The following is a 17113-nucleotide window of genomic DNA, read 5'->3' as shown; positions in this document are numbered from 1 at the left end:
CACCATGACCCGTCTCATCCTGCGAACTCGACCCGCCCCGCGCCATCCGCTCGCCGCCGCCCCCTCAGCCCGGCGACGCCGGCCATCACGAAAACAGGATCAGCCGCCGGATGCCGCCACCAGCGGCACCATGACCCGTCTCATCCTGCGAACCGGACCCTCCCCGCGCCATCCGCTCGCCGCAGCACCACCGCCCCACCGCAGGGGTGTTGCGCGAACCGCGCACCGTGCCATACACTCGGGTAAACGCTTTCCCGCAGCGGCGCGGCGGCCGGTTCCAACACCACGGCCCGTCTCCCGCTCCCGGCACCGAAGAGGAACCACCGTGGCAGACGCGACGACCCCGAAGTCCATCGGCATCATCATGAACGGCGTCTCCGGCCGCATGGGCTACCGCCAGCACCTCGTGCGCTCGATCCTCGCGATCCGCGAGCAGGGCGGCGTGCTCCTCGCCGACGGCGAGACCCGCGTGCAGGTCGAGCCGATCCTCGTCGGCCGCAGCGAGAAGAAGCTCGCCGACCTCGCCGCGAAGCACGGCATCGAGCACTACACCACGAACCTCGACGAGGCGCTCGCCGACCCGCGCTGGGAGATCTACTCCGACTTCCTCGTCACCAAGGCCCGCGCCGCCGCGATCAAGAAGGCCATCGCGGCCGGCAAGGCGATCTACACCGAGAAGCCGACGGCCGAGAGCTTCGAGGAGGCGCTCGAGCTCGCGAAGCTCGCCGCCGACGCGGGCGTCAAGAACGGCGTCGTGCACGACAAGCTCTACCTCCCGGGCCTGCAGAAGCTGAAGCGCCTCATCGACAGCGGCTACTTCGGCCGCATCCTGTCGGTGCGCGGCGAGTTCGGCTACTGGGTGTTCGAGGGCGACTGGCAGCCCGCCCAGCGCCCGAGCTGGAACTACCGCGCCGAGGACGGCGGCGGCATCATCGTCGACATGTTCCCGCACTGGAACTACGTGCTCGAGAACCTCTTCGGCCGCGTCGAGTCGGTCTACGCGAAGGCCGTCACCGAGATCCCCGAGCGCGTCGACGAGCACGGCGAAAGCTACCAGGCGACGGCGGATGACGCGGCCTACGCGATCTTCGAACTCGAGGGCGGCGTCACGGCGCAGCTCAATTCCAGCTGGACCACGCGCGTCAACCGCGACGAGCTCGTCGAGTTCCAGGTCGACGGCACGCACGGTTCGGCGGTCGTGGGCCTCTTCGGCTGCAAGATCCAGCCGCGCAACGCGACCCCGAAGCCCGTCTGGAACCCCGACCTCGCCGACGAGCACGACTACGCGGGCGACTGGATCGAGAGCCCCGGCAACCGCGACTTCCAGAACGGCTTCAAGGAGCAGTGGGAGGAGTTCATCCGCCACGTCGTCGAGGACGCCCCGAACGAGTTCGACTTCCTCGCCGGCGCGCGCGGGGTGCTCCTCGCCGAGGAGGGCCTGCGCTCGAACGCCGAGGGCCGCCGCATCGAGATCCCGGTCGTCGCGCTCGACGCACCGCTCGAGACCGTCGAGGTGCCGGGCGACGCGTCCGAGCTGACGGGAGCGCGCTGACCATGACCACGCTCACGCTGCTGGGGGCGGATGGCGCGACCCGCGCCGTCGCGCTGAACCCGCCGTTCGCGTTCGCGAAACCGCGGAAGCCGCTCGGCTCGCGCGTCGCCTACGCCGCCGCGCACGTCGTGCCGAAGGCCCACGCCGACAACACGCCGGGGCAGCCGGCCGAGATCGACTGGGACGCGACGCTCGCCTTCCGCCACCACGTGTGGTCGTGGGGCCTCGGCGTCGCCGACGCGATGGACACCGCGCAGCGCAACATGGGCCTCGACGCGGCCGCGACGCGCGAGCTCATCTCCCGCAGCGCCGCCGAGGCGGCCTCGGCGGGCGGAGCGCTCGTCGTGGGCGTCAACACCGACCACGTCGACGACGAGCGCATCTCGCTCGAGCAGGTCATCGACGCCTACACCGAGCAGCTCCACCACGCCGAGGACGCCGGCGCCGGCGCCGTGCTCATGGCGAGCCGGCACCTGGCCCGGGCCGCGCAGAGCGCCGACGACTACCGCCGCGTGTACCGCGAGGTGCTGTCGAAGGCCGACGCGCCGGTCGTGCTGCACTGGCTCGGCACCGCGTTCGACCCCGCGCTCGAGGGCTACTTCGGGTCGACCGACACGGATGCCGCGGCCAGCACGCTCCTGCAGGTCATCGAGGCGAACCGCGACAAGGTGCAGGGCGTCAAGATGAGCCTGCTCGACGCGGACGCCGAGATCGCCGTGCGCCGCCGCCTGCCGGAGAGCGCCCGCATGTTCACGGGCGACGACTTCCACTACGTCGGGCTCATCGAGGGCGACGCCGAGGGGCACTCCGACGCGCTGCTCGGTGCGTTCGCGGCGCTCGCGCCGAACGCGTCGGCCGCCATCCAGGCGCTCGACCGCGACGACGTCGACGAGTACCGCCGCATCCTCGGCCCGACCGAGGAGCTCTCGCGCCAGGTCTTCGCCGCCCCCACGTACTACTACAAGACGGGCGTCGCGTTCCTCGCGTGGCTGAACGGCCACCAGCCCGCGTTCCAGATGGTCGGCGGCCTGCACGCCGCCCGCAGCCTCCCGCACCTCTCGCGCATCGTCGAGCTCGCGAACGCGTCCGGCGCGCTCGAGCGCCCCGAGCTCGCGGCCGCGCGCTGGCACGAGCTGCTCACGATCAACGGCATCGAGCGGGCGACGGATGCCGCGGCATCCGCCATGGCCGACGAGGACGTCGTCGACGCGGCCGCGGCGCCCTCGCAGGCGGTCCCCGCATGAGCGCGCACCCCCGTCTCTCGCTGAACCAGGCGACCATCAAGCACGCGTCGCTGCAGGAGGCGCTCGACGTGACCGCCGCCGGCGGGTACCAGGCGATCGGCCTGTGGCGCGAACCCGTCGCCGAGGTCGGCCTCGCCGAGGCATCCGCTCGCCTGAGCGACTCGGGGCTGCGCTTCACGAGCCTCTGCCGCGCGGGCTTCTTCACGATGCCCGAGGGCCCGGAGCGGCGCGCGTCGATCGACGACAACCGCCGTGCGATCGAGGAGACCGCGACGCTCGCCGCCGCGGGCGCGCCGGGCTCGACGGCCGTGCTCGTGCTCGTCGCGGGGGGCCTGCCCGTGGGCTCGAACGACCTCGTCGGCGCGCGGGCCCGCGTCGCCGACGCGCTCGCCGAGCTGGTTCCGGATGCCGCGGCCGCGGGCGTGCAGCTCTCGATCGAGCCGCTCCACCCGATGTACGTGTCCGACCGCGCAGTCGTCTCGACTTTGAAGCAGGCGCTCGACCTCGCCGCGCCGTTCGCGCCCGAGACCGTCGGAGTCGAGGTCGACACGTTCCACGTCTGGTGGGACCCGGAGGTGCTCGACCAGGTCGCGCGCGCCGGCCGCGAGGGCCGCATCGCGAGCTACCAGGTGTGCGACTGGACGACGCCGCTGCCCGCCGACGTGCTGCTCGCCCGCCACTACCCGGGCGACGGCGTGATCGACTTCGCGGCCTTCACCCGGGCCGTCGAGGCGACGGGGTACGACCGCGACATCGAGGTCGAGCTCTTCAACGCCGACATCTGGGCGACGCCGTACGCTGAGGTCGTCGCCCGCACCGCGGCATCCTTCGACCGGGCCGTGGCACCGTACCTCGCGGCGACGAACGCGCCCGCGCCGACCGCCCCCGCTCCGACCCCCGCCCCCGCCGGCTGACGCCGGCCGCCTGCCCCCGCCGCGTCGCCCCGACCGGTCGCCCAGCCCCCGGACGCGACCGATCGGGGCGACGCGTTTCCGGAACCGAACCGCCGAACCCGCACCCGTAAACGCACCCGCAGAACTCGAACCGCCGCACACGATCAGAGAGCCGAGCACCGCGATGACGCAGACCGCCCGCATCACCGTCCACCCGTCGTTCGTCGTCGGCGAGATCGACCGACGCATCTTCGGCTCGTTCGTCGAGCACCTGGGCCGCGCGGTCTACACGGGCGTGTTCGAGCCGGGGCACCTCACGGCTGACGCCGACGGCTTCCGCGGCGACGTCATCGACCTCACGCGCGAGCTCGGCACGAGCCTCGTGCGCTACCCCGGCGGCAACTTCGTCTCGAACTACTTCTGGGAGGACGGCGTCGGCCCCGTCGAGGACCGCCCGACGCGCATCGACCTCGCGTGGCGCACGATCGAGCCCAACACGTTCGGCACCGACGAGTTCATGCGCTGGGCGCGCAAGGCCGACGTCGAGCCGATGATGGCGGTGAACCTCGGCACGAGGGGGGCGGATGCCGCGGCGAACCTCGTCGAGTACTGCAACGTTCCCGGCGGCACGGCCTGGAGCGACCGACGTCGCGCCAACGGTGCCGAGGAGCCCTACGGCGTGAAGCTGTGGTGCCTCGGCAACGAGATGGACGGCCCGTGGCAGATCGGGCACAAGACCGCCGAGGACTACGGCAAGCTCGCGAGCCAGGCCGCGCAGGCGATGCGGCGGGTCGACCCGTCGATCGAGTTCGTGGTGTGCGGGTCGTCGAGCCGCGAGATGCCGACGTTCGGCGAGTGGGAGCGCGTCGTGCTCGAGCACACGTTCGACGACGTCGACTACATCTCGGTGCACGCGTACTACCAGGAGCGAGACGGCGACCGCCGCTCCTTCCTCGCGAGCGCGGCATCCTTCGAGGCGTTCATGCACGAGGTCGTCGCCACGGCCGACGCCGTCGCCGCGCGCCGCCACTCGCCCAAGCGCCTGAAGCTCTCGGTCGACGAGTGGAACATCTGGTACATCTCCGAGTTCCCCGGCGAGGACAACCTTGCACTGCTCGAGGAACCGCGACTCATCGAGGACGTCTACTCGGGCCTCGACGCGGTCGTCGCGGGCGACCTGCTCGCGACGCTCATCCGCAACGCCGACCGCGTGGCCGTCGCGTGCCTCGCGCAGCTCGTGAACGTCATCGCCCCCATGCTCACCGAGCCCGGCGGCGACGCGTGGAAGCAGACCACGTTCCACCCGATCGCACTCACGGCCGCGCACGCCCAGGGTGTCGCGCTCGACGCGCGCGTCGAGGGTCCGACCCTCGCGACCGACAAGCACGGCGAGGTCGCCGGCGTCTCCGGCACGGTGACGTGGGATGCCGCGTCCGGCTCGCTCGTCGCGATCCTCGTGAACCGCACGGCCGAGCCGGTCGACGCGGCCGTGGAGCACGTCGGCTTCGCCGACGTCGCCCTCGTCGAGGCATCCGTCATCGTCGCCGACGACAACGTGCGCGGCGCCTCGTCGACGGATGCCGCGTCCGACCTCGCCGCACGCGGCGCCGCGGCCGCACCGCGCGCGCTCGAGGGCGTCACCACGGCCGACGACGTGTCGACCGTTCCGCTCCTGCCGGAGTCGTGGACGCTCGTGCGCCTCACGGCCCGCGTCGCGTAGCCCGACGCGGCTACGCCGACTGCACCCTGTGCAGTTCGGCGTACCGCCCACCGCGCGCGACGAGCTCGTCGTGCGACCCGATCTCGACGACGCGCCCGCGCTCGAGCACCACGATGCGGTCGGCCGAGCGGATGGTCGAGAGCCGGTGTGCGACGACGAGCGTCGTGCGTCCGCGCATGAGGCGGCCGAGCGCATCGCGCACCTTCGCCTCCGAGGCGGGGTCGAGCGCGCTCGTCGCCTCGTCGAGGATGAGCACGCGCGGGTCGCGCACGAGCGCCCGGGCGATGGAGAGTCGCTGCCGCTGGCCGCCCGAGAGGCGAGCGCCGCGTTCGCCGACGACGGTGTCCCAGCCGTTCGGCTGCGCCTCGATGATCTCGAGCGCGTTGGCGTCGCGCAGCGCGGCGAGCACGCGCTCGTCGGAGACCTCGCCGAGCCCGTAGACGATGTTGTCGCGGATCGTGCCCTCGAAGAGCACCGACTCCTGCGGCACGACCGACACGAACCGGCGGAAGGTGCGGAGGTCGAGCTCCTCCATGTCGACGCCGTCGAGCAGCACCCGCCCGCGCGTGGGCCGCAGGAAGCCGAGCACGAGGTTGAGCAGCGTCGACTTGCCCGAGCCCGACGAGCCGACGAACGCGACGGTCTCCCCCGGGCGGACGTCGAGGTCGATGCCGTCGAGCGCGGGCGGCTCGCCGAACTCGTAGCGCACCTCGGCCCCGTCGAGGCGGATGCCGCCGCCGACGCGCTCCACGGCGCGCTTGCCCTCGTTGAACTCGAGGTCGGGCTCCTGCAGCACCTCGGCGATCGACCGGATCGACTCGGTGCCGCGCGCGATGATCGGCAGCAGCATGAGCAGCCCGGTCGCCGCGGACGTGAGCAGCGCGAAGTAGGAGCTCAGCAGCACCACCTGGCCGGCCGTGATGGGCAGCCACCCGGCGATCGAGACCCAGGCGGCGAGCACGAGGCATCCGACCCCCAGGAGTTGCAGCGTCACCCACGACAGCGACGCGAAGCGGCCGTTCAGCAGGTCGAGCCGGAGGCCGGCCGAGCGCACGCCCTCGGCGCCGGTCGCGACGCGGTCGACGGCGACGTGCTCGAGGCCGTGCGCGCGGGTGATGGGCAGCAGCGTCGCCATCTCGCCGACGCGTGCGGAGAACTGTTCGACCTCGAGCCGGAACCGCTCGTTGCGCGCGCGGCTGCGCCGGTTCAGGATGGCGCGGAGCAGGACGGCGAGCGGGATCGCGAGCGCATACACGGGCAGGAACTGCGGCACGTTGATCGCGGTCATCACGATCGCGCCGATGAGCACCATCGTCGCCGAGAGGAGCGGGTGCGCGGTCTGCTGCAGCATGACCTCGATGTTCTCGACGTCGCGCACGACCTTGGTCTGCACGATCGCCGAGTTCGAGCGCGTGTGGAACCCGATCGAGAGCGCCTGGAGGCGCGCGGCGAGCGCGTTGCGCAGGTCGCGGCCGATGTCGCGCACGGCGCCCATGAAGAGCTTCGTGTACGCGACGTGGTTCGGGTAGTTCTGCAGCAGCGCGACGATCGCGATGCCCGCCCACAGCGCGAGGTCGCGGAGCGGGCCCCCGGCGACGACCACGTCGATGATCTCGGCGGTGACGGCGGGCATGAGCCAGAGCGGGGTGTCCTTCAGGGCGAAGAAGACGACGGATGCCGCGACCCGGCGCCGGTGCATGCCGAGCAGTCGCAGCACCGAGCGGCCCGGTCGTCGGCCGTCGATCGCTCGCTCGATCCGGGAAAGCGCTTGCCCATGCATGGTTCGATTCTGCCGTGGTTCCGGCGGGCCCGCCAGTCCTCATGCGCGCCCCCCGAACGGGTGGGAGCGCTCTCCGCCCTGAATGCCGGGAGTTACGGAAGCGTTACCAACATATGTTGGGGCGTCCGGCATTCAGGAGGAACATGGCCCCTGCCACCGCCGACGATGACGGTGACACCCGGAGGGGTCGACCTCACCTTGCTAGGGGAGAGACATGAGAACGACATCCTTGGTCTCCGCCGTCGCAGTCGCGGGCGCGTCAGCGCTGCTGCTGGCGGCCTGTTCGAGCGGTGATTCCGGTGGTGGGTCGGGTGATGACGCGGCTGCGGCGCGTGCGTGCGTGATCCTGCCCGACGCGGCATCCTCGCCGCGCTGGGAGAACTTCGACCGGAAGTACCTGGAGGAGGGGCTCTCGGAGGCGGGCTTCGAGACCGATATCCAGAACGCGCAGGGCGACACGAACAAGTACGCCACGATCGCCGACCAGCAGCTCAGCAAGGGCTGCGGCGTGATGCTGCTCGTCGACTACAACGGCGCCGGTGCCGCGGTGGCGGAGAAGGCGACGGCCGAGGGCATCCCGGTGATCGCGTACGACCGCTCGATCGAGGGCGCGGACTACTACGTGTCGTTCGACAACGTCGAGGTCGGCCGGCTCGAGGGCCAGTCGATCCTGGACGGCCTCGCGGCCGCGGGCAAGGACCCGGCCGAGGCGGTCGTGGTGTACATGGGCGGCGACCCGTCCGACAACAACGCGAAGATGTTCCACGACGGTGCGGTCGAGGTGATGGAGGCCGAGGGCATCACGCCGGCCGCCGAGCCGCCGGGCGTGTGGGACGGCGACAAGTCCGCGACGAACTTCGAGCAGGCGCTGACCTCGCTGGACGGCAAGGTCGACGCGGTGTGGGTCGCGAACGACACCAACGCGGCGGGCGTGATCACGATCCTGGACAAGAACAACCTCGTGGTGCCGGTCTCGGGTCAGGACGCGTCGATCGCGGGCCTGCAGAACGTGCTGCTCGGCAAGCAGACCGCGACGGTGTACAAGCCGGTCGCGCTCGAGGCCGAGGCCGCGGTCGAGCTCGCGGTGCAGCTGCTGAACGGTGAGACGCCCGCCGAGCCCGACCTGGAGGACCCGTACGGCACGCCGTACTTCGCGGTCACCCCGCAGCTGGTCGGACCGGACGAGGTCATCACGGTCGTCGAGGCCGGCGACGCCGACCCGGCCGAGCTCTGCCAGGGCGAGGTCGAGGCCAAGTGCGCCGAGTACGGCATCGAGTGACGATCCGTCGACGCCGGCACTAGCCGGCTGCATCATCCATCCGTCCCGGGTCGCGGCGCGTCGCCGCGGCCCGGGACCAATTCCCTCTCCCGCCGCCGCGTCGCGCGTGCCACGCTGGGAGCGACGACGATGTCGGAAGGAACGCCCATGGACGTGCCACTGATCGAACTGAGCGGGGTCGTGAAGAGCTTCGGCCCGGTGAGCGTGTTGAAGGGGGTCGAGCTGAAGGCCTTCCCGGGCAAGGTGACCGCGTTGGTGGGTGATAACGGGGCGGGTAAGTCGACCCTGATCAAGGGCCTGGCCGGGGTGCAGCCCTACGACGGCGGCGAGGTGCGCTTCGATGGCGCGCCGGTGTCGCTGCATCATCCGCGTGATGCGTCCCGGCTCGGGATCGAGGTGGTGTACCAGGACCTCGCGCTGTGCGACAACCTCGACATCGTGCAGAACATGTTCCTCGGCCGCGAGGAGACCGAGTTCGGCACGTTCGACGAGGGCCTGATGGAGAAGGAGGCCTCCGACACGCTGCGCTCCCTGTCGGTGCGCACGGTCAAGTCGGTGCGGCAGAAGGTCTCGAGCCTGTCCGGCGGGCAACGCCAGACGGTCGCGATCGCCCGCGCGGTGCTGAAGAAGGCACGGCTGGTGATCCTCGACGAGCCGACCGCGGCCCTCGGGGTCGCCCAGACCGAGCAGGTGCTGAACCTGGTCCGGCGCCTGGCCGACCAGGGCGTCGCGGTGATCCTGATCAGCCACAACCTCGCCGACGTGTTCGAGGTCGCCGATCACATCGACGTCCTCTACCTCGGCCAGATGGTCGCGCACCTGGACGCCGACCAGACCTCCCGCGACGATGTCGTCGGGTACATCACCGGCACCAAGGTCCAGCAGGGAGCCAGCGCATGAGCACCCCCCGAACCCCCCAGACCCCGCAGGCGCCGCAGACGACCGGGCCCGCGCCCGACACCAGCGTGAACGACGTCAACGACCTGATCGGCTCGGGGCAGGAGGGCTCGGTCGCCGACCAGGCCCGCGCCTACCTCCAGCGCATCCAGCACGGCGACATGGGCGCCCTGCCCGCCGTCGCCGGCCTGGTGGTGCTGACCATCCTGTTCAGCTTCCTCAGCCCGTTCTTCCTGACCGAACGCAACTTCGCCAACCTGCTCACCCAGGCCGCGACGCTCGTGATGCTCGGCATGGCGCTCGTGTTCGTGCTGCTGCTCGGCGAGATCGACCTGTCCGCCGGCGTGACCAGCGGCATGACCATGGCGCTGTTCATCGTGCTCGTCAACGTGCACGCGATCGCCTGGCCGATCGCCCTCGCGATCGCGTTCGCCGCGGGCATCCTCACCGGAACCCTGATCGGCTTCTTCGTCGCCAGGGTCGGCATCCCATCCTTCGTGGTCACCCTCGGCCTGTTCCTCGGCTACCAGGGCCTGACCCTCATGATCATCGGCTCCGGCGGCCTGTACCGGGTCCAGATCCCCGAGATCCGCGACATCCAGAACTCCAACATGCCCGTCTGGGCCGGCTGGGTCATGCTCGCCATCATCATCGCCATCTCCGCCGGCATCTCGTTCTGGGACCGCGCCCGCCGCACCCGCGCCGGCGTGCCGAACCGCACCATCGCCCTGGTCTGGATCAAGCTCGGCGTGATCGCCGTCATCGGCGGTGCCGCGATCGCTGTCCTCAGCCGCAACCGCGGCCAATCGGTCGGCGTCGTCGAAGGCGTCCCCATCGTCGTGCCGATCGTGCTCGTCATCCTCTGGATCGGCACCTTCGTCCTGGACCGCACCCGCTTCGGCCGCTACCTCTACGCCATCGGCGGCAACGCCGAAGCCGCCCGCCGCTCCGGAGTGAAGGTCATGGCGATCCGCTGGAGCGCGTTCATCGTCTGCTCCACCCTCGCCGTCGTCTCCGGCCTGTTCTCGATCAGCAAGGTCGGCTCCATCGACGCCGCAGCCGGCCGCGAGATCGTGCTCTCCGGCGTCGCCGCCGCCGTCGTCGGCGGCGTCAGCCTCTTCGGCGGCCGCGGACGCCTCATGCACGCCGCCATCGGCGCCCTCGTCATCGCCGTCATCACCAACGGCCTCGGCCTGCTCAACCTCCCCGCCGGCGTCAACCTCATGGTCACCGGCGGCGTCCTCATCCTCGCCGCCACCGTCGACGCCATCTCCCGCGTCCGAGCGGGCGGATCCCTCATGCGGACCTGAGCAGGTCCTCCACGCTCACCCGGGCTCCCGGCCTCGTCGTCGGGAGCCTCGGTAGGCTGGATCGGTGTCGTTCGAACCCCGCTCCATCCCGGTCGATCCCGATGCCAAGGGCGCGCTCGCGTCGAAGGGACTCGACTACCGCCTGATCGATCCGAGCGACACCGAGGCGCTCGACGGCTGGATCGACGCCGACCACCGCGGGTTCCACCACGCGCGCCCGCGCGAGGTGACGCGCGAGTATGAGCGTCGCGTCATGGGCGAGCGCCGGCTGCACGGCGTCTTCGACCCCGGCGTCCCCGACCCGGACGTGCCGGTCGCGACCGTCTCGAGTTGGCCGACCGGCCTCAGCGTACCGGGCGGGCGCAGCGTCGACGGCTGGGCGGTGAGCTCCGTCACGGTCTCCCCCACGCATCGGCGCCGCGGGATCGCCCGCGCGATGATGGAGGCCGAGCTCCGCGCGGCGGAGCACGCCGGCGCCGCCGTGGCGATGCTCACCGTCACCGAGGCGACGATCTACGGACGCTACGGCTACGCGCCCGCGGCGCGGGCCGCCACCATCGAGATCGACCGACGTCGGGCGAAGTGGAACGGGCCGAGCGCGCCCGGTCGCGTGCACTTCGTCGAGCCGGCGGCGCTCCGCGATGCGGCCGCTGCGATCTCACGCCGTGCCGTGGCGCGCACCCCCGGTGAGATCGACCGCTGGGCCGGCATCCTCGACCGGATGCTCGGCCTCGTCGATCCCGAATCCGACGCGTCGCGCGCGCTGCGCGCCATCCGCTACGACGACGAGCACGGCCAGCCCCAGGGCTTCGCGGCCTTCCGTGTCACGCGCGAGCCGAACGAGCCCGGCTGGGCCGAGTTCGACGTGTTCGCCGCGGCGACCGACGACGCCGAGCGCGCGCTCTGGCGGGTGCTCGTCGAGCAGGACTTCGTGACCGGGGTCCGGGGTCGTCTGCGCTCGGTCGACGAGCCGATCGAGTGGCTGCTCGAGGACCCGCGGGCGGTCCGCGTGGTCGACGTGACCGACCACCTCTGGGTGCGCATCGTCGATGCGGCCGCGGCGCTCGGCGCCCGCCGGTACGGCGCGGCGGGCGAACTCGTGCTCGACATCGACGACCCGCTCGGCTACGCCGCGGGCCGCTACACGCTGCTCGCATCGGCCGACGGGCGTGCGGTCGTGCACGTCCCCCGGTCCGACGGGTCGACGGATGCCGCCAGTGCGACCGCCTCGAACTCCACCGCCGCACCCAAGCGCGAGCGATCGCGCGCCCGCGCCGCGGGCTCGGAGGGCTCCGGCTCGCGAGCGGCCGCCAGGGCCGCCGAACCCCGCTCGCTGAAGCTCGACGTGCGCGACCTCGCCTCGATCTACCTCGGCGGCGTGCGCCCGTCCGTGCTCGCGCGAGCGGGCCGGATCACGGCGTCGTCGAACGGCGCGCTCGAGCTGGCCGACCGGATGTTCGCGTCGACGCGCGCGCCGCACCTCAGCATCTGGTTCTGAACGGCGCGGTCAGGCGGCATCCTGCCGGGGGAAGATCACCTTCTCCACGATGATGATGAGCGACGCGGCGACCGGGATGGCGACGAGCGCGCCGAGCACGCCGCCGAGCGTTCCGCCCGCGACCGCTGCGATCACGACGAGCGCGCCGGGCACCGCGACCGCGCGGCTCATGATGCGCGGGCTCAGCACGTAGGCCTCGAGCTGCATGTACACCAGGTAGTAGATTGCGGCGGCGAGCCCGGTCGCGGGCGAGGCCGCGAGGCAGATCAGCGAGATGACGACCGCGCCCGTCAGCGTTCCGATGAGCGGCACGAGCGAGCCGAGGAACGCGATGAACGCGAGCAGGATCGGCGCGGGGGCGCCGATGATCGTCAGGAAGACGAGGCTCAGCACGCCGTTCACGGACGCGAGGCTGATCTGGCCGATGACGTAGCGGCCGACCGACCCGGTGATCTCCTGCGAGACGTCGACGAAGCCGTTCCGCGAGGACGCGGGCACGAACCGGGCCGCATAGCGCTTCATCGCGTCGAGCGAGGCGAGGAAGTACAGCGTCAGGATCAGCACGATGGTGGCGCCCGTGAACCCGCCGGCGATCCCGGCGCCGACCGCGAGGATGCCGCCCGTGAGCGCGCCGATGTTGGACGGGTCGGCCAGCCATTCTCCGATGGCGGCGATCGAGTCTGCGAGCCAGGTGCTGCTGCCCGTGATCGAGCCGATCCAGGCGACGAGGTCGCTGTCCTGGAAGTCCTGGACGATCTGCTCCCAGTTCGTGACGACCTCGGTGATCTGGGTGACGACGATCGGCACGATCGTAGCGATCAGGCCGATGAAGAGGCCGATGACGGCCGCGAACACGATGAGGATCGCGACCCAGCGCGGCATCCCCCGACGTTGGAGCCAGCTCACGATGGGGTCGAGGCCGAGCGCGAGGAACAGCGCGAGCGCGATGTAGAGGATGACGGTGCTGAGCTGCCCGACGATGCCGCCGATGAACAGCGCCAGGAGGACGCCGATCGCGCCGACGAAGCCGATCCGGAAGGCGTGCACGCGCACCTCGGGGGCGCTCGGATCCCGATCGGTGGTCACCTCGGCCTGCACGGTCGGTTCGGGCTTCCGGATGGCTCCGGCCACGCGTCTCCACATGGCTGCGACGCTACGCCCGCGGCCCGCGCGCGCCCGTTCGGCGCGCCGCGCCGCCATCCGCCCGACGCCGCGCCGGCCCCGCGGGCACCGCTCCCGGCGCGGCCGCGACCGTCGTCGTCACCCGATGAGCCCGGTGCTCGCGGCGATGCCGACGACGATCGCGATGCCGACGCCGATCACGCCGATCACGATGCCCGCGATGCCCGCGATGCGTCGACGTCGGTCAGCACCGGCGACCGCGTCGCCCGTCGCCTTCGCCCAGACCGGGACCCTGCCCTTGCGGACCTGCGTCTGCAGGATCATCAGGCGGATGAGGTCGCGCATCGTGCTCGCGACGTCGTGGGCGTTCGGCCGAACGGCCGGGTCGTCGGCCGTCATGGCGCCGAGGATCGATCGCCATTCGGGGCTGAGGTCGTCGGGGATCGCCGGCGGTCGGTGCAGCCTCGCGAGCGCGGCCTCGATCGGGGTCCCGGTGTACTCGCGCTCGCCCTTCAGCGCCTCGAGGAGCACGAGGCCGAGCGAGTAGATGTCCGTCGCCGCGGTGACCTCCTCGCCCCGGGCCTGCTCGGGCGAGATGTAGGCGGCGGTGCCCATGATGGTGCCGTGGCCGGTGAGCCTGGTGCCGTCGACGAACTGCGCGACGCCGAAGTCGGCGAGGCGCGTCATCAGCGTGTAGCCGAACGTGGGCACCTCGCTCACGAGGATGTTCTCGGGCTTGACGTCGCGATGCACGACCCCCCGGCCGTGCACGTAGCTGAGGACGTCGGCGACCTGAGCGCCGATGTCGGCGACCTGGCGCGGCTTGACCGGGCCCTCGGCGATGCGATGCGCGAGCGAGAGCCCGTCGACGAGCTCCATCACGAGGTAGCGGCGCTCGATGCCGGCGTGGATCAGCCGGCCGGCGTCGTGGACGGGCACGAGGCCGACGTGCGTCAGCCCGCTCAGCAGCTTGATCTCGCGTTCGCGTCGTTGCTGGTCGGCGACCGTCTCGTCGGTCTCGCGGAAGAGCTTGACGGCGACGTGCCGACCCAGTTCGTTGTCGCGCGCGCGGTAGACGTCGGCCATGCCGCCGGACCCGATGTGCTCGAGGAACTCGTACCGCGGTGCGGGCTCACCCACGGTGTCGGGGTGAGACCGGGCGGGCGCGTCGTAGCCGGGCGCGGGGGCCGGGCTCGGCGTCACCGCCGGAACGACGGGCATGGCGGCCGGGTCGGTGCGGACGCTCGGGTCGGTCGGCCGCAGCGGTCCGGAGTCGAATCCGCTCGCCGGATCGTTCCGGCGCGTCGGATCGGTGCGCACCCCGACGCCGTGCATGCCCATGGGACCCGGTGGCGAGGACGGACCGTCAGTGGGGTTGGACCCGTGCATCCGCGGCCTCTTCTCCTCGGCCGTGGCCGACTCAGGTGCTGTCGTGACTGCTGTGAGACAGTTTTGCTAGTTTATCTAACTAGCATCTTCCCGGACAACTACTTCCGAGAAGTATCAGCCACTGCGACCGGCGCGACAATTCAGGCAGTCGGGGTTGACAGAAGTACTGCAGGGCGACAGTCGACGTCACCCCGCCGTGGCCGAGCGCACCGAATCGATCGCGGTGACCGGCGCCGCCGGCGCCTCCTCGCCGTGGGCGTCGCGCACGCTGTCGACCGCCTCGCGCATCGCCCCGAGGAAGTCGAGCACGGCGACGGCCTGGTCGGGCTCGAGCCCCTCGGCCACCTGGATCATGCGCCGGTGCATGTCGCCGAGCGTCGCCCGCACCTCGTCGTCGCTGGCGATGGTGGGCGCGATCACGAGCGCGCGCCGATCGGTCGGATGCGGTCGACGCTCGACGTGCCCGCTGCGGACGAGGCGATCGATGAGCACGGTGGTCGAGGCCGACGAGATGCCGAGGTGTGCGGCGAGGTCCTTCGGGCTGACCGATCGCCCCTCGCCCTCGCGCTTCAGCAGGTAGCGGATGGCGAGGAGGTCGGTCTCCCCCATCCGCATCGCCGAGCGCGTTCTTCGGCGCATCGCCGCTTCGGCCGCGCGATAGTCGCGCAGCGCATTCAGGACCGCGACCCCTCTGCGGGTGCGATCGGCGGAATACCAGTACCCCGAGGATCGCTCGTCAGACATTCCGCCGATACTACACGAACTCGTTACTAGATGATCTAGCGAATACGAGGGGCCTCGGAATCGGGCGCGACGGCCATCAGAAGGAGTGCAGGTACACCCAGGGCAGTCGGTCCATCATGAGACGGTGACGCGGTCCATCGGCGTCGGGCCCGTCGTCGGGCACGGCGCGATGCTCGCGGTCGTCCGTGTGGAAGTGCTCGTCCTCCTGCCAGTACAGTGTCGTCCGGTCGTCGTCGAACCGGCCGACGTAGGCGCGCAGCTCGTGCGCGTCGAGCTGCGCGAGCGCCGCATCGACATCGGCTGCGTCCCGGAGCTCGTGGAGGGTCACCCAGGTCGGCGGGAAGAGCGTCATCGCCCCGTCGGCGTGGTGCTCGAGCGCCTCGGTCGGCGTCAGCCACTCCGCCTGGATCAGCTCGTCGGTCGCGAGCCGGACCTCGGCCTCGGGCGCGCGCGCCGCGAAGAACCGCGTCCGCATCCGCTTCGGCACGCCCTTCGGCGGACTCCACAGCGCGAACTCCACGAGGTCGTCGACGCCGAGCTCGAGCCCGACCTCCTCGAGCGTCTCCCGCACCGCGGCCCGTCGAGCCGCTGGAGACGAGTCGACCGGATCGCCCGCGGCATCCGCCTCGTCGACCGCCCCGCCGGGGAAGACCCACGCCCCCGCGAACGACCCGCGGTGGTTGCGTTCGCCGAGGAGCACCTCGAGGCCCCGGGCGCCCTCGCGCAGGATCACGACGGTGGCCGCCGACCCGACGGTCGGTTGGCCATCGGAGTCCACGTCGACCTGCATGCCGATCAGGATACGCCGGTGGCTACACTTCGGACATGGCCGAGACCGCCGCTGCTCCCCTGCTCCCCGACGGCGTGGCGCTCGTGCGAGCGCCGAATCCGGGACCCATGACGCTCGACGGCACGAACTCCTGGGTGCTGCGGGGCGAGGGCGCGACCGGGTCGGTCGTGGTCGATCCGGGGCCGACGGATGCCGCGCACCTCGAGCGACTCGCAGAGGGCGGCGTCGAGCTGGTGCTCATCACCCACCGCCACCCTGACCACACCGACGCGGTCGACGCGTTCGCCGATCTCACCGGCGCGCCCGTCCGGGCGATCGACCCGGTCTGGTGCCGGGGCGCCGAACCGCTCGCCGACGGCGAGGTCGTCGCCGCCGGCGGATTCCGGCTGGAGGTCCTGGCGACGCCGGGGCACACCTCCGACTCGATGTGCCTCGCGCTGCGGAGCCCCGACGACGCGGATGCCGCGCCCCTCGCCGTCCTCACCGGCGACACCGTGCTCGGCCGCGGCACCACGATCATCGCCCACCCCGACGGCGCGCTCGGGCCGTACCTCGAGGCCCTCGACCGGCTACTCACGATCGGCATCTCCGCCGCCGCCTCGGGCGGCCGGGTCACCGTGCTGCCCGGGCACGGCCCCGCACTACCCGACCTCGCGGCGATCTGCGACGCCTACCTCGCGCATCGCGCCGAGCGGCTCGACCAGGTCCGCGCCGCGCTCGCGCGGCTGGGCGACGCCGCGACCGTGGAGGCCGTGACGGACACCGTGTACGCCGACATCGACCCCGCTGTGCGGGGTGCCGCCGAGGCATCGGTCAGGGCGCAGCTCGACTACCTGCGCGGCGCCTGAGGCGAGCGCGACCGCCACTGCACCCGCATCCGGGCCGGCGCCCCCGC

General features: G+C 71.7%; 14 protein-coding genes. 9 read left to right on the top strand and 5 right to left on the bottom strand.

Features of this window, described 5'->3' with window-relative positions; translation table 11 throughout:
* Positions 1-364: 364 nt before the first annotated feature.
* The 4 genes from GJ743_RS16360 (at position 365) to arfA (ending at position 5409) form a co-directional block, all read left to right on the top strand.
* Entirely contained in the window at positions 365-1552 is a 1188-nt protein-coding gene (locus GJ743_RS16360; RefSeq protein ID WP_155052981.1) for a Gfo/Idh/MocA family protein, read from the top strand.
* Between the two features lie 2 nt (positions 1553-1554).
* Entirely contained in the window at positions 1555-2796 is a 1242-nt protein-coding gene (locus GJ743_RS16355) for a DUF993 family protein (RefSeq protein WP_155052967.1), read from the top strand.
* Positions 2793-3710, top strand: coding sequence for a sugar phosphate isomerase/epimerase family protein (locus tag GJ743_RS16350; RefSeq protein WP_155052966.1), 918 nt, complete (start codon positions 2793-2795; stop codon positions 3708-3710). The genes GJ743_RS16355 and GJ743_RS16350 overlap by 4 nt, the downstream gene beginning before the upstream one ends.
* A gap of 163 nt (positions 3711-3873) precedes the next feature.
* A complete protein-coding gene (arfA, locus tag GJ743_RS16345) occupies positions 3874-5409 on the top strand; it encodes an arabinosylfuranosidase ArfA (protein WP_155052965.1) in 1536 nt (511 codons plus the stop codon).
* Between the two features lie 10 nt (positions 5410-5419).
* Here the strand turns inward: arfA and GJ743_RS16340 are convergent, their stop codons facing one another.
* Positions 5420-7189, bottom strand: a complete 1770-nt coding sequence (locus GJ743_RS16340; protein WP_155052964.1) for an ABC transporter ATP-binding protein — start codon at positions 7187-7189, stop codon at positions 5420-5422.
* Between the two features lie 214 nt (positions 7190-7403).
* Here GJ743_RS16340 and GJ743_RS16335 point away from each other — a divergent pair, with 214 nt between their 5' ends.
* The 4 genes from GJ743_RS16335 (at position 7404) to GJ743_RS16320 (ending at position 12173) form a co-directional block, all read left to right on the top strand.
* A complete protein-coding gene (locus GJ743_RS16335; protein WP_155052963.1) occupies positions 7404-8468 on the top strand; it encodes a sugar ABC transporter substrate-binding protein in 1065 nt (354 codons plus the stop codon).
* Positions 8469-8615: 147 nt separating this feature from the next.
* The gene (locus GJ743_RS16330) at positions 8616-9368 is read left to right on the top strand and encodes an ATP-binding cassette domain-containing protein (protein WP_155052962.1); all 753 of its coding nucleotides are present in this window, start codon (positions 8616-8618) and stop codon (positions 9366-9368) included.
* On the top strand, positions 9365-10675 hold the full coding sequence (locus GJ743_RS16325; protein WP_155052961.1) for a sugar ABC transporter permease: 1311 nt from the start codon (positions 9365-9367) through the stop codon (positions 10673-10675). The genes GJ743_RS16330 and GJ743_RS16325 overlap by 4 nt, the downstream gene beginning before the upstream one ends.
* A 64-nt stretch (positions 10676-10739) precedes the next feature.
* The gene (locus GJ743_RS16320; protein WP_155052960.1) at positions 10740-12173 is read left to right on the top strand and encodes a GNAT family N-acetyltransferase; all 1434 of its coding nucleotides are present in this window, start codon (positions 10740-10742) and stop codon (positions 12171-12173) included.
* Between the two features lie 9 nt (positions 12174-12182).
* Here GJ743_RS16320 and GJ743_RS16315 read toward each other — a convergent pair whose 3' ends face one another.
* The 4 genes from GJ743_RS16315 to GJ743_RS16300 all read right to left on the bottom strand — a co-directional run bounded on the left by GJ743_RS16315 (position 12183) and on the right by GJ743_RS16300 (position 16218).
* Positions 12183-13316: an AI-2E family transporter gene (locus GJ743_RS16315; protein ID WP_155052959.1), complete on the bottom strand. Its 1134-nt coding sequence runs from the start codon at positions 13314-13316 to the stop codon at positions 12183-12185.
* 117 nt (positions 13317-13433) lie between these two features.
* The gene (locus GJ743_RS16310; RefSeq protein WP_196217035.1) at positions 13434-14615 is read right to left on the bottom strand and encodes a serine/threonine-protein kinase; all 1182 of its coding nucleotides are present in this window, start codon (positions 14613-14615) and stop codon (positions 13434-13436) included.
* Positions 14616-14870: 255 nt separating this feature from the next.
* A complete protein-coding gene (locus tag GJ743_RS16305) occupies positions 14871-15293 on the bottom strand; it encodes a MarR family winged helix-turn-helix transcriptional regulator (protein ID WP_328289281.1) in 423 nt (140 codons plus the stop codon).
* 211 nt (positions 15294-15504) lie between these two features.
* The gene (locus GJ743_RS16300) at positions 15505-16218 is read right to left on the bottom strand and encodes an NUDIX hydrolase (protein WP_155052956.1); all 714 of its coding nucleotides are present in this window, start codon (positions 16216-16218) and stop codon (positions 15505-15507) included.
* Positions 16219-16253: 35 nt separating this feature from the next.
* On the opposite strand from GJ743_RS16300, the gene GJ743_RS16295 reads away from it, so the two are divergent.
* Entirely contained in the window at positions 16254-17066 is an 813-nt protein-coding gene (locus GJ743_RS16295) for an MBL fold metallo-hydrolase (protein WP_155052955.1), read from the top strand.
* Positions 17067-17113 lie beyond the last annotated feature (47 nt).

Origin of the sequence: Agromyces bracchium (genome assembly GCF_009709675.1) — a bacterium.
GTDB lineage: Bacteria > Actinomycetota > Actinomycetes > Actinomycetales > Microbacteriaceae > Agromyces > Agromyces bracchium.
The sequence above is the reverse complement of the archived record's forward strand: the minus strand, read 5'-3'. Positions and strand labels throughout refer to the sequence as shown.

Coding starts and splice junctions, on each gene's coding strand:
- GJ743_RS16330 (WP_155052962.1), top strand. CDS start 8,616: ATGGACGTGCCACTGATCGAACTGAGCGGGGTCGTGAAGAGCTTCGGC.
- GJ743_RS16340 (WP_155052964.1), bottom strand. CDS start 7,189: ATGCATGGGCAAGCGCTTTCCCGGATCGAGCGAGCGATCGACGGCCGA.
- GJ743_RS16360 (WP_155052981.1), top strand. CDS start 365: ATGAACGGCGTCTCCGGCCGCATGGGCTACCGCCAGCACCTCGTGCGC.
- GJ743_RS16335 (WP_155052963.1), top strand. CDS start 7,404: ATGAGAACGACATCCTTGGTCTCCGCCGTCGCAGTCGCGGGCGCGTCA.
- GJ743_RS16315 (WP_155052959.1), bottom strand. CDS start 13,316: ATGTGGAGACGCGTGGCCGGAGCCATCCGGAAGCCCGAACCGACCGTG.
- GJ743_RS16305 (WP_328289281.1), bottom strand. CDS start 15,293: ATGGGGGAGACCGACCTCCTCGCCATCCGCTACCTGCTGAAGCGCGAG.
- GJ743_RS16350 (WP_155052966.1), top strand. CDS start 2,793: ATGAGCGCGCACCCCCGTCTCTCGCTGAACCAGGCGACCATCAAGCAC.
- GJ743_RS16300 (WP_155052956.1), bottom strand. CDS start 16,218: ATGCAGGTCGACGTGGACTCCGATGGCCAACCGACCGTCGGGTCGGCG.
- arfA (WP_155052965.1), top strand. CDS start 3,874: ATGACGCAGACCGCCCGCATCACCGTCCACCCGTCGTTCGTCGTCGGC.
- GJ743_RS16325 (WP_155052961.1), top strand. CDS start 9,365: ATGAGCACCCCCCGAACCCCCCAGACCCCGCAGGCGCCGCAGACGACC.
- GJ743_RS16295 (WP_155052955.1), top strand. CDS start 16,254: ATGGCCGAGACCGCCGCTGCTCCCCTGCTCCCCGACGGCGTGGCGCTC.
- GJ743_RS16355 (WP_155052967.1), top strand. CDS start 1,555: ATGACCACGCTCACGCTGCTGGGGGCGGATGGCGCGACCCGCGCCGTC.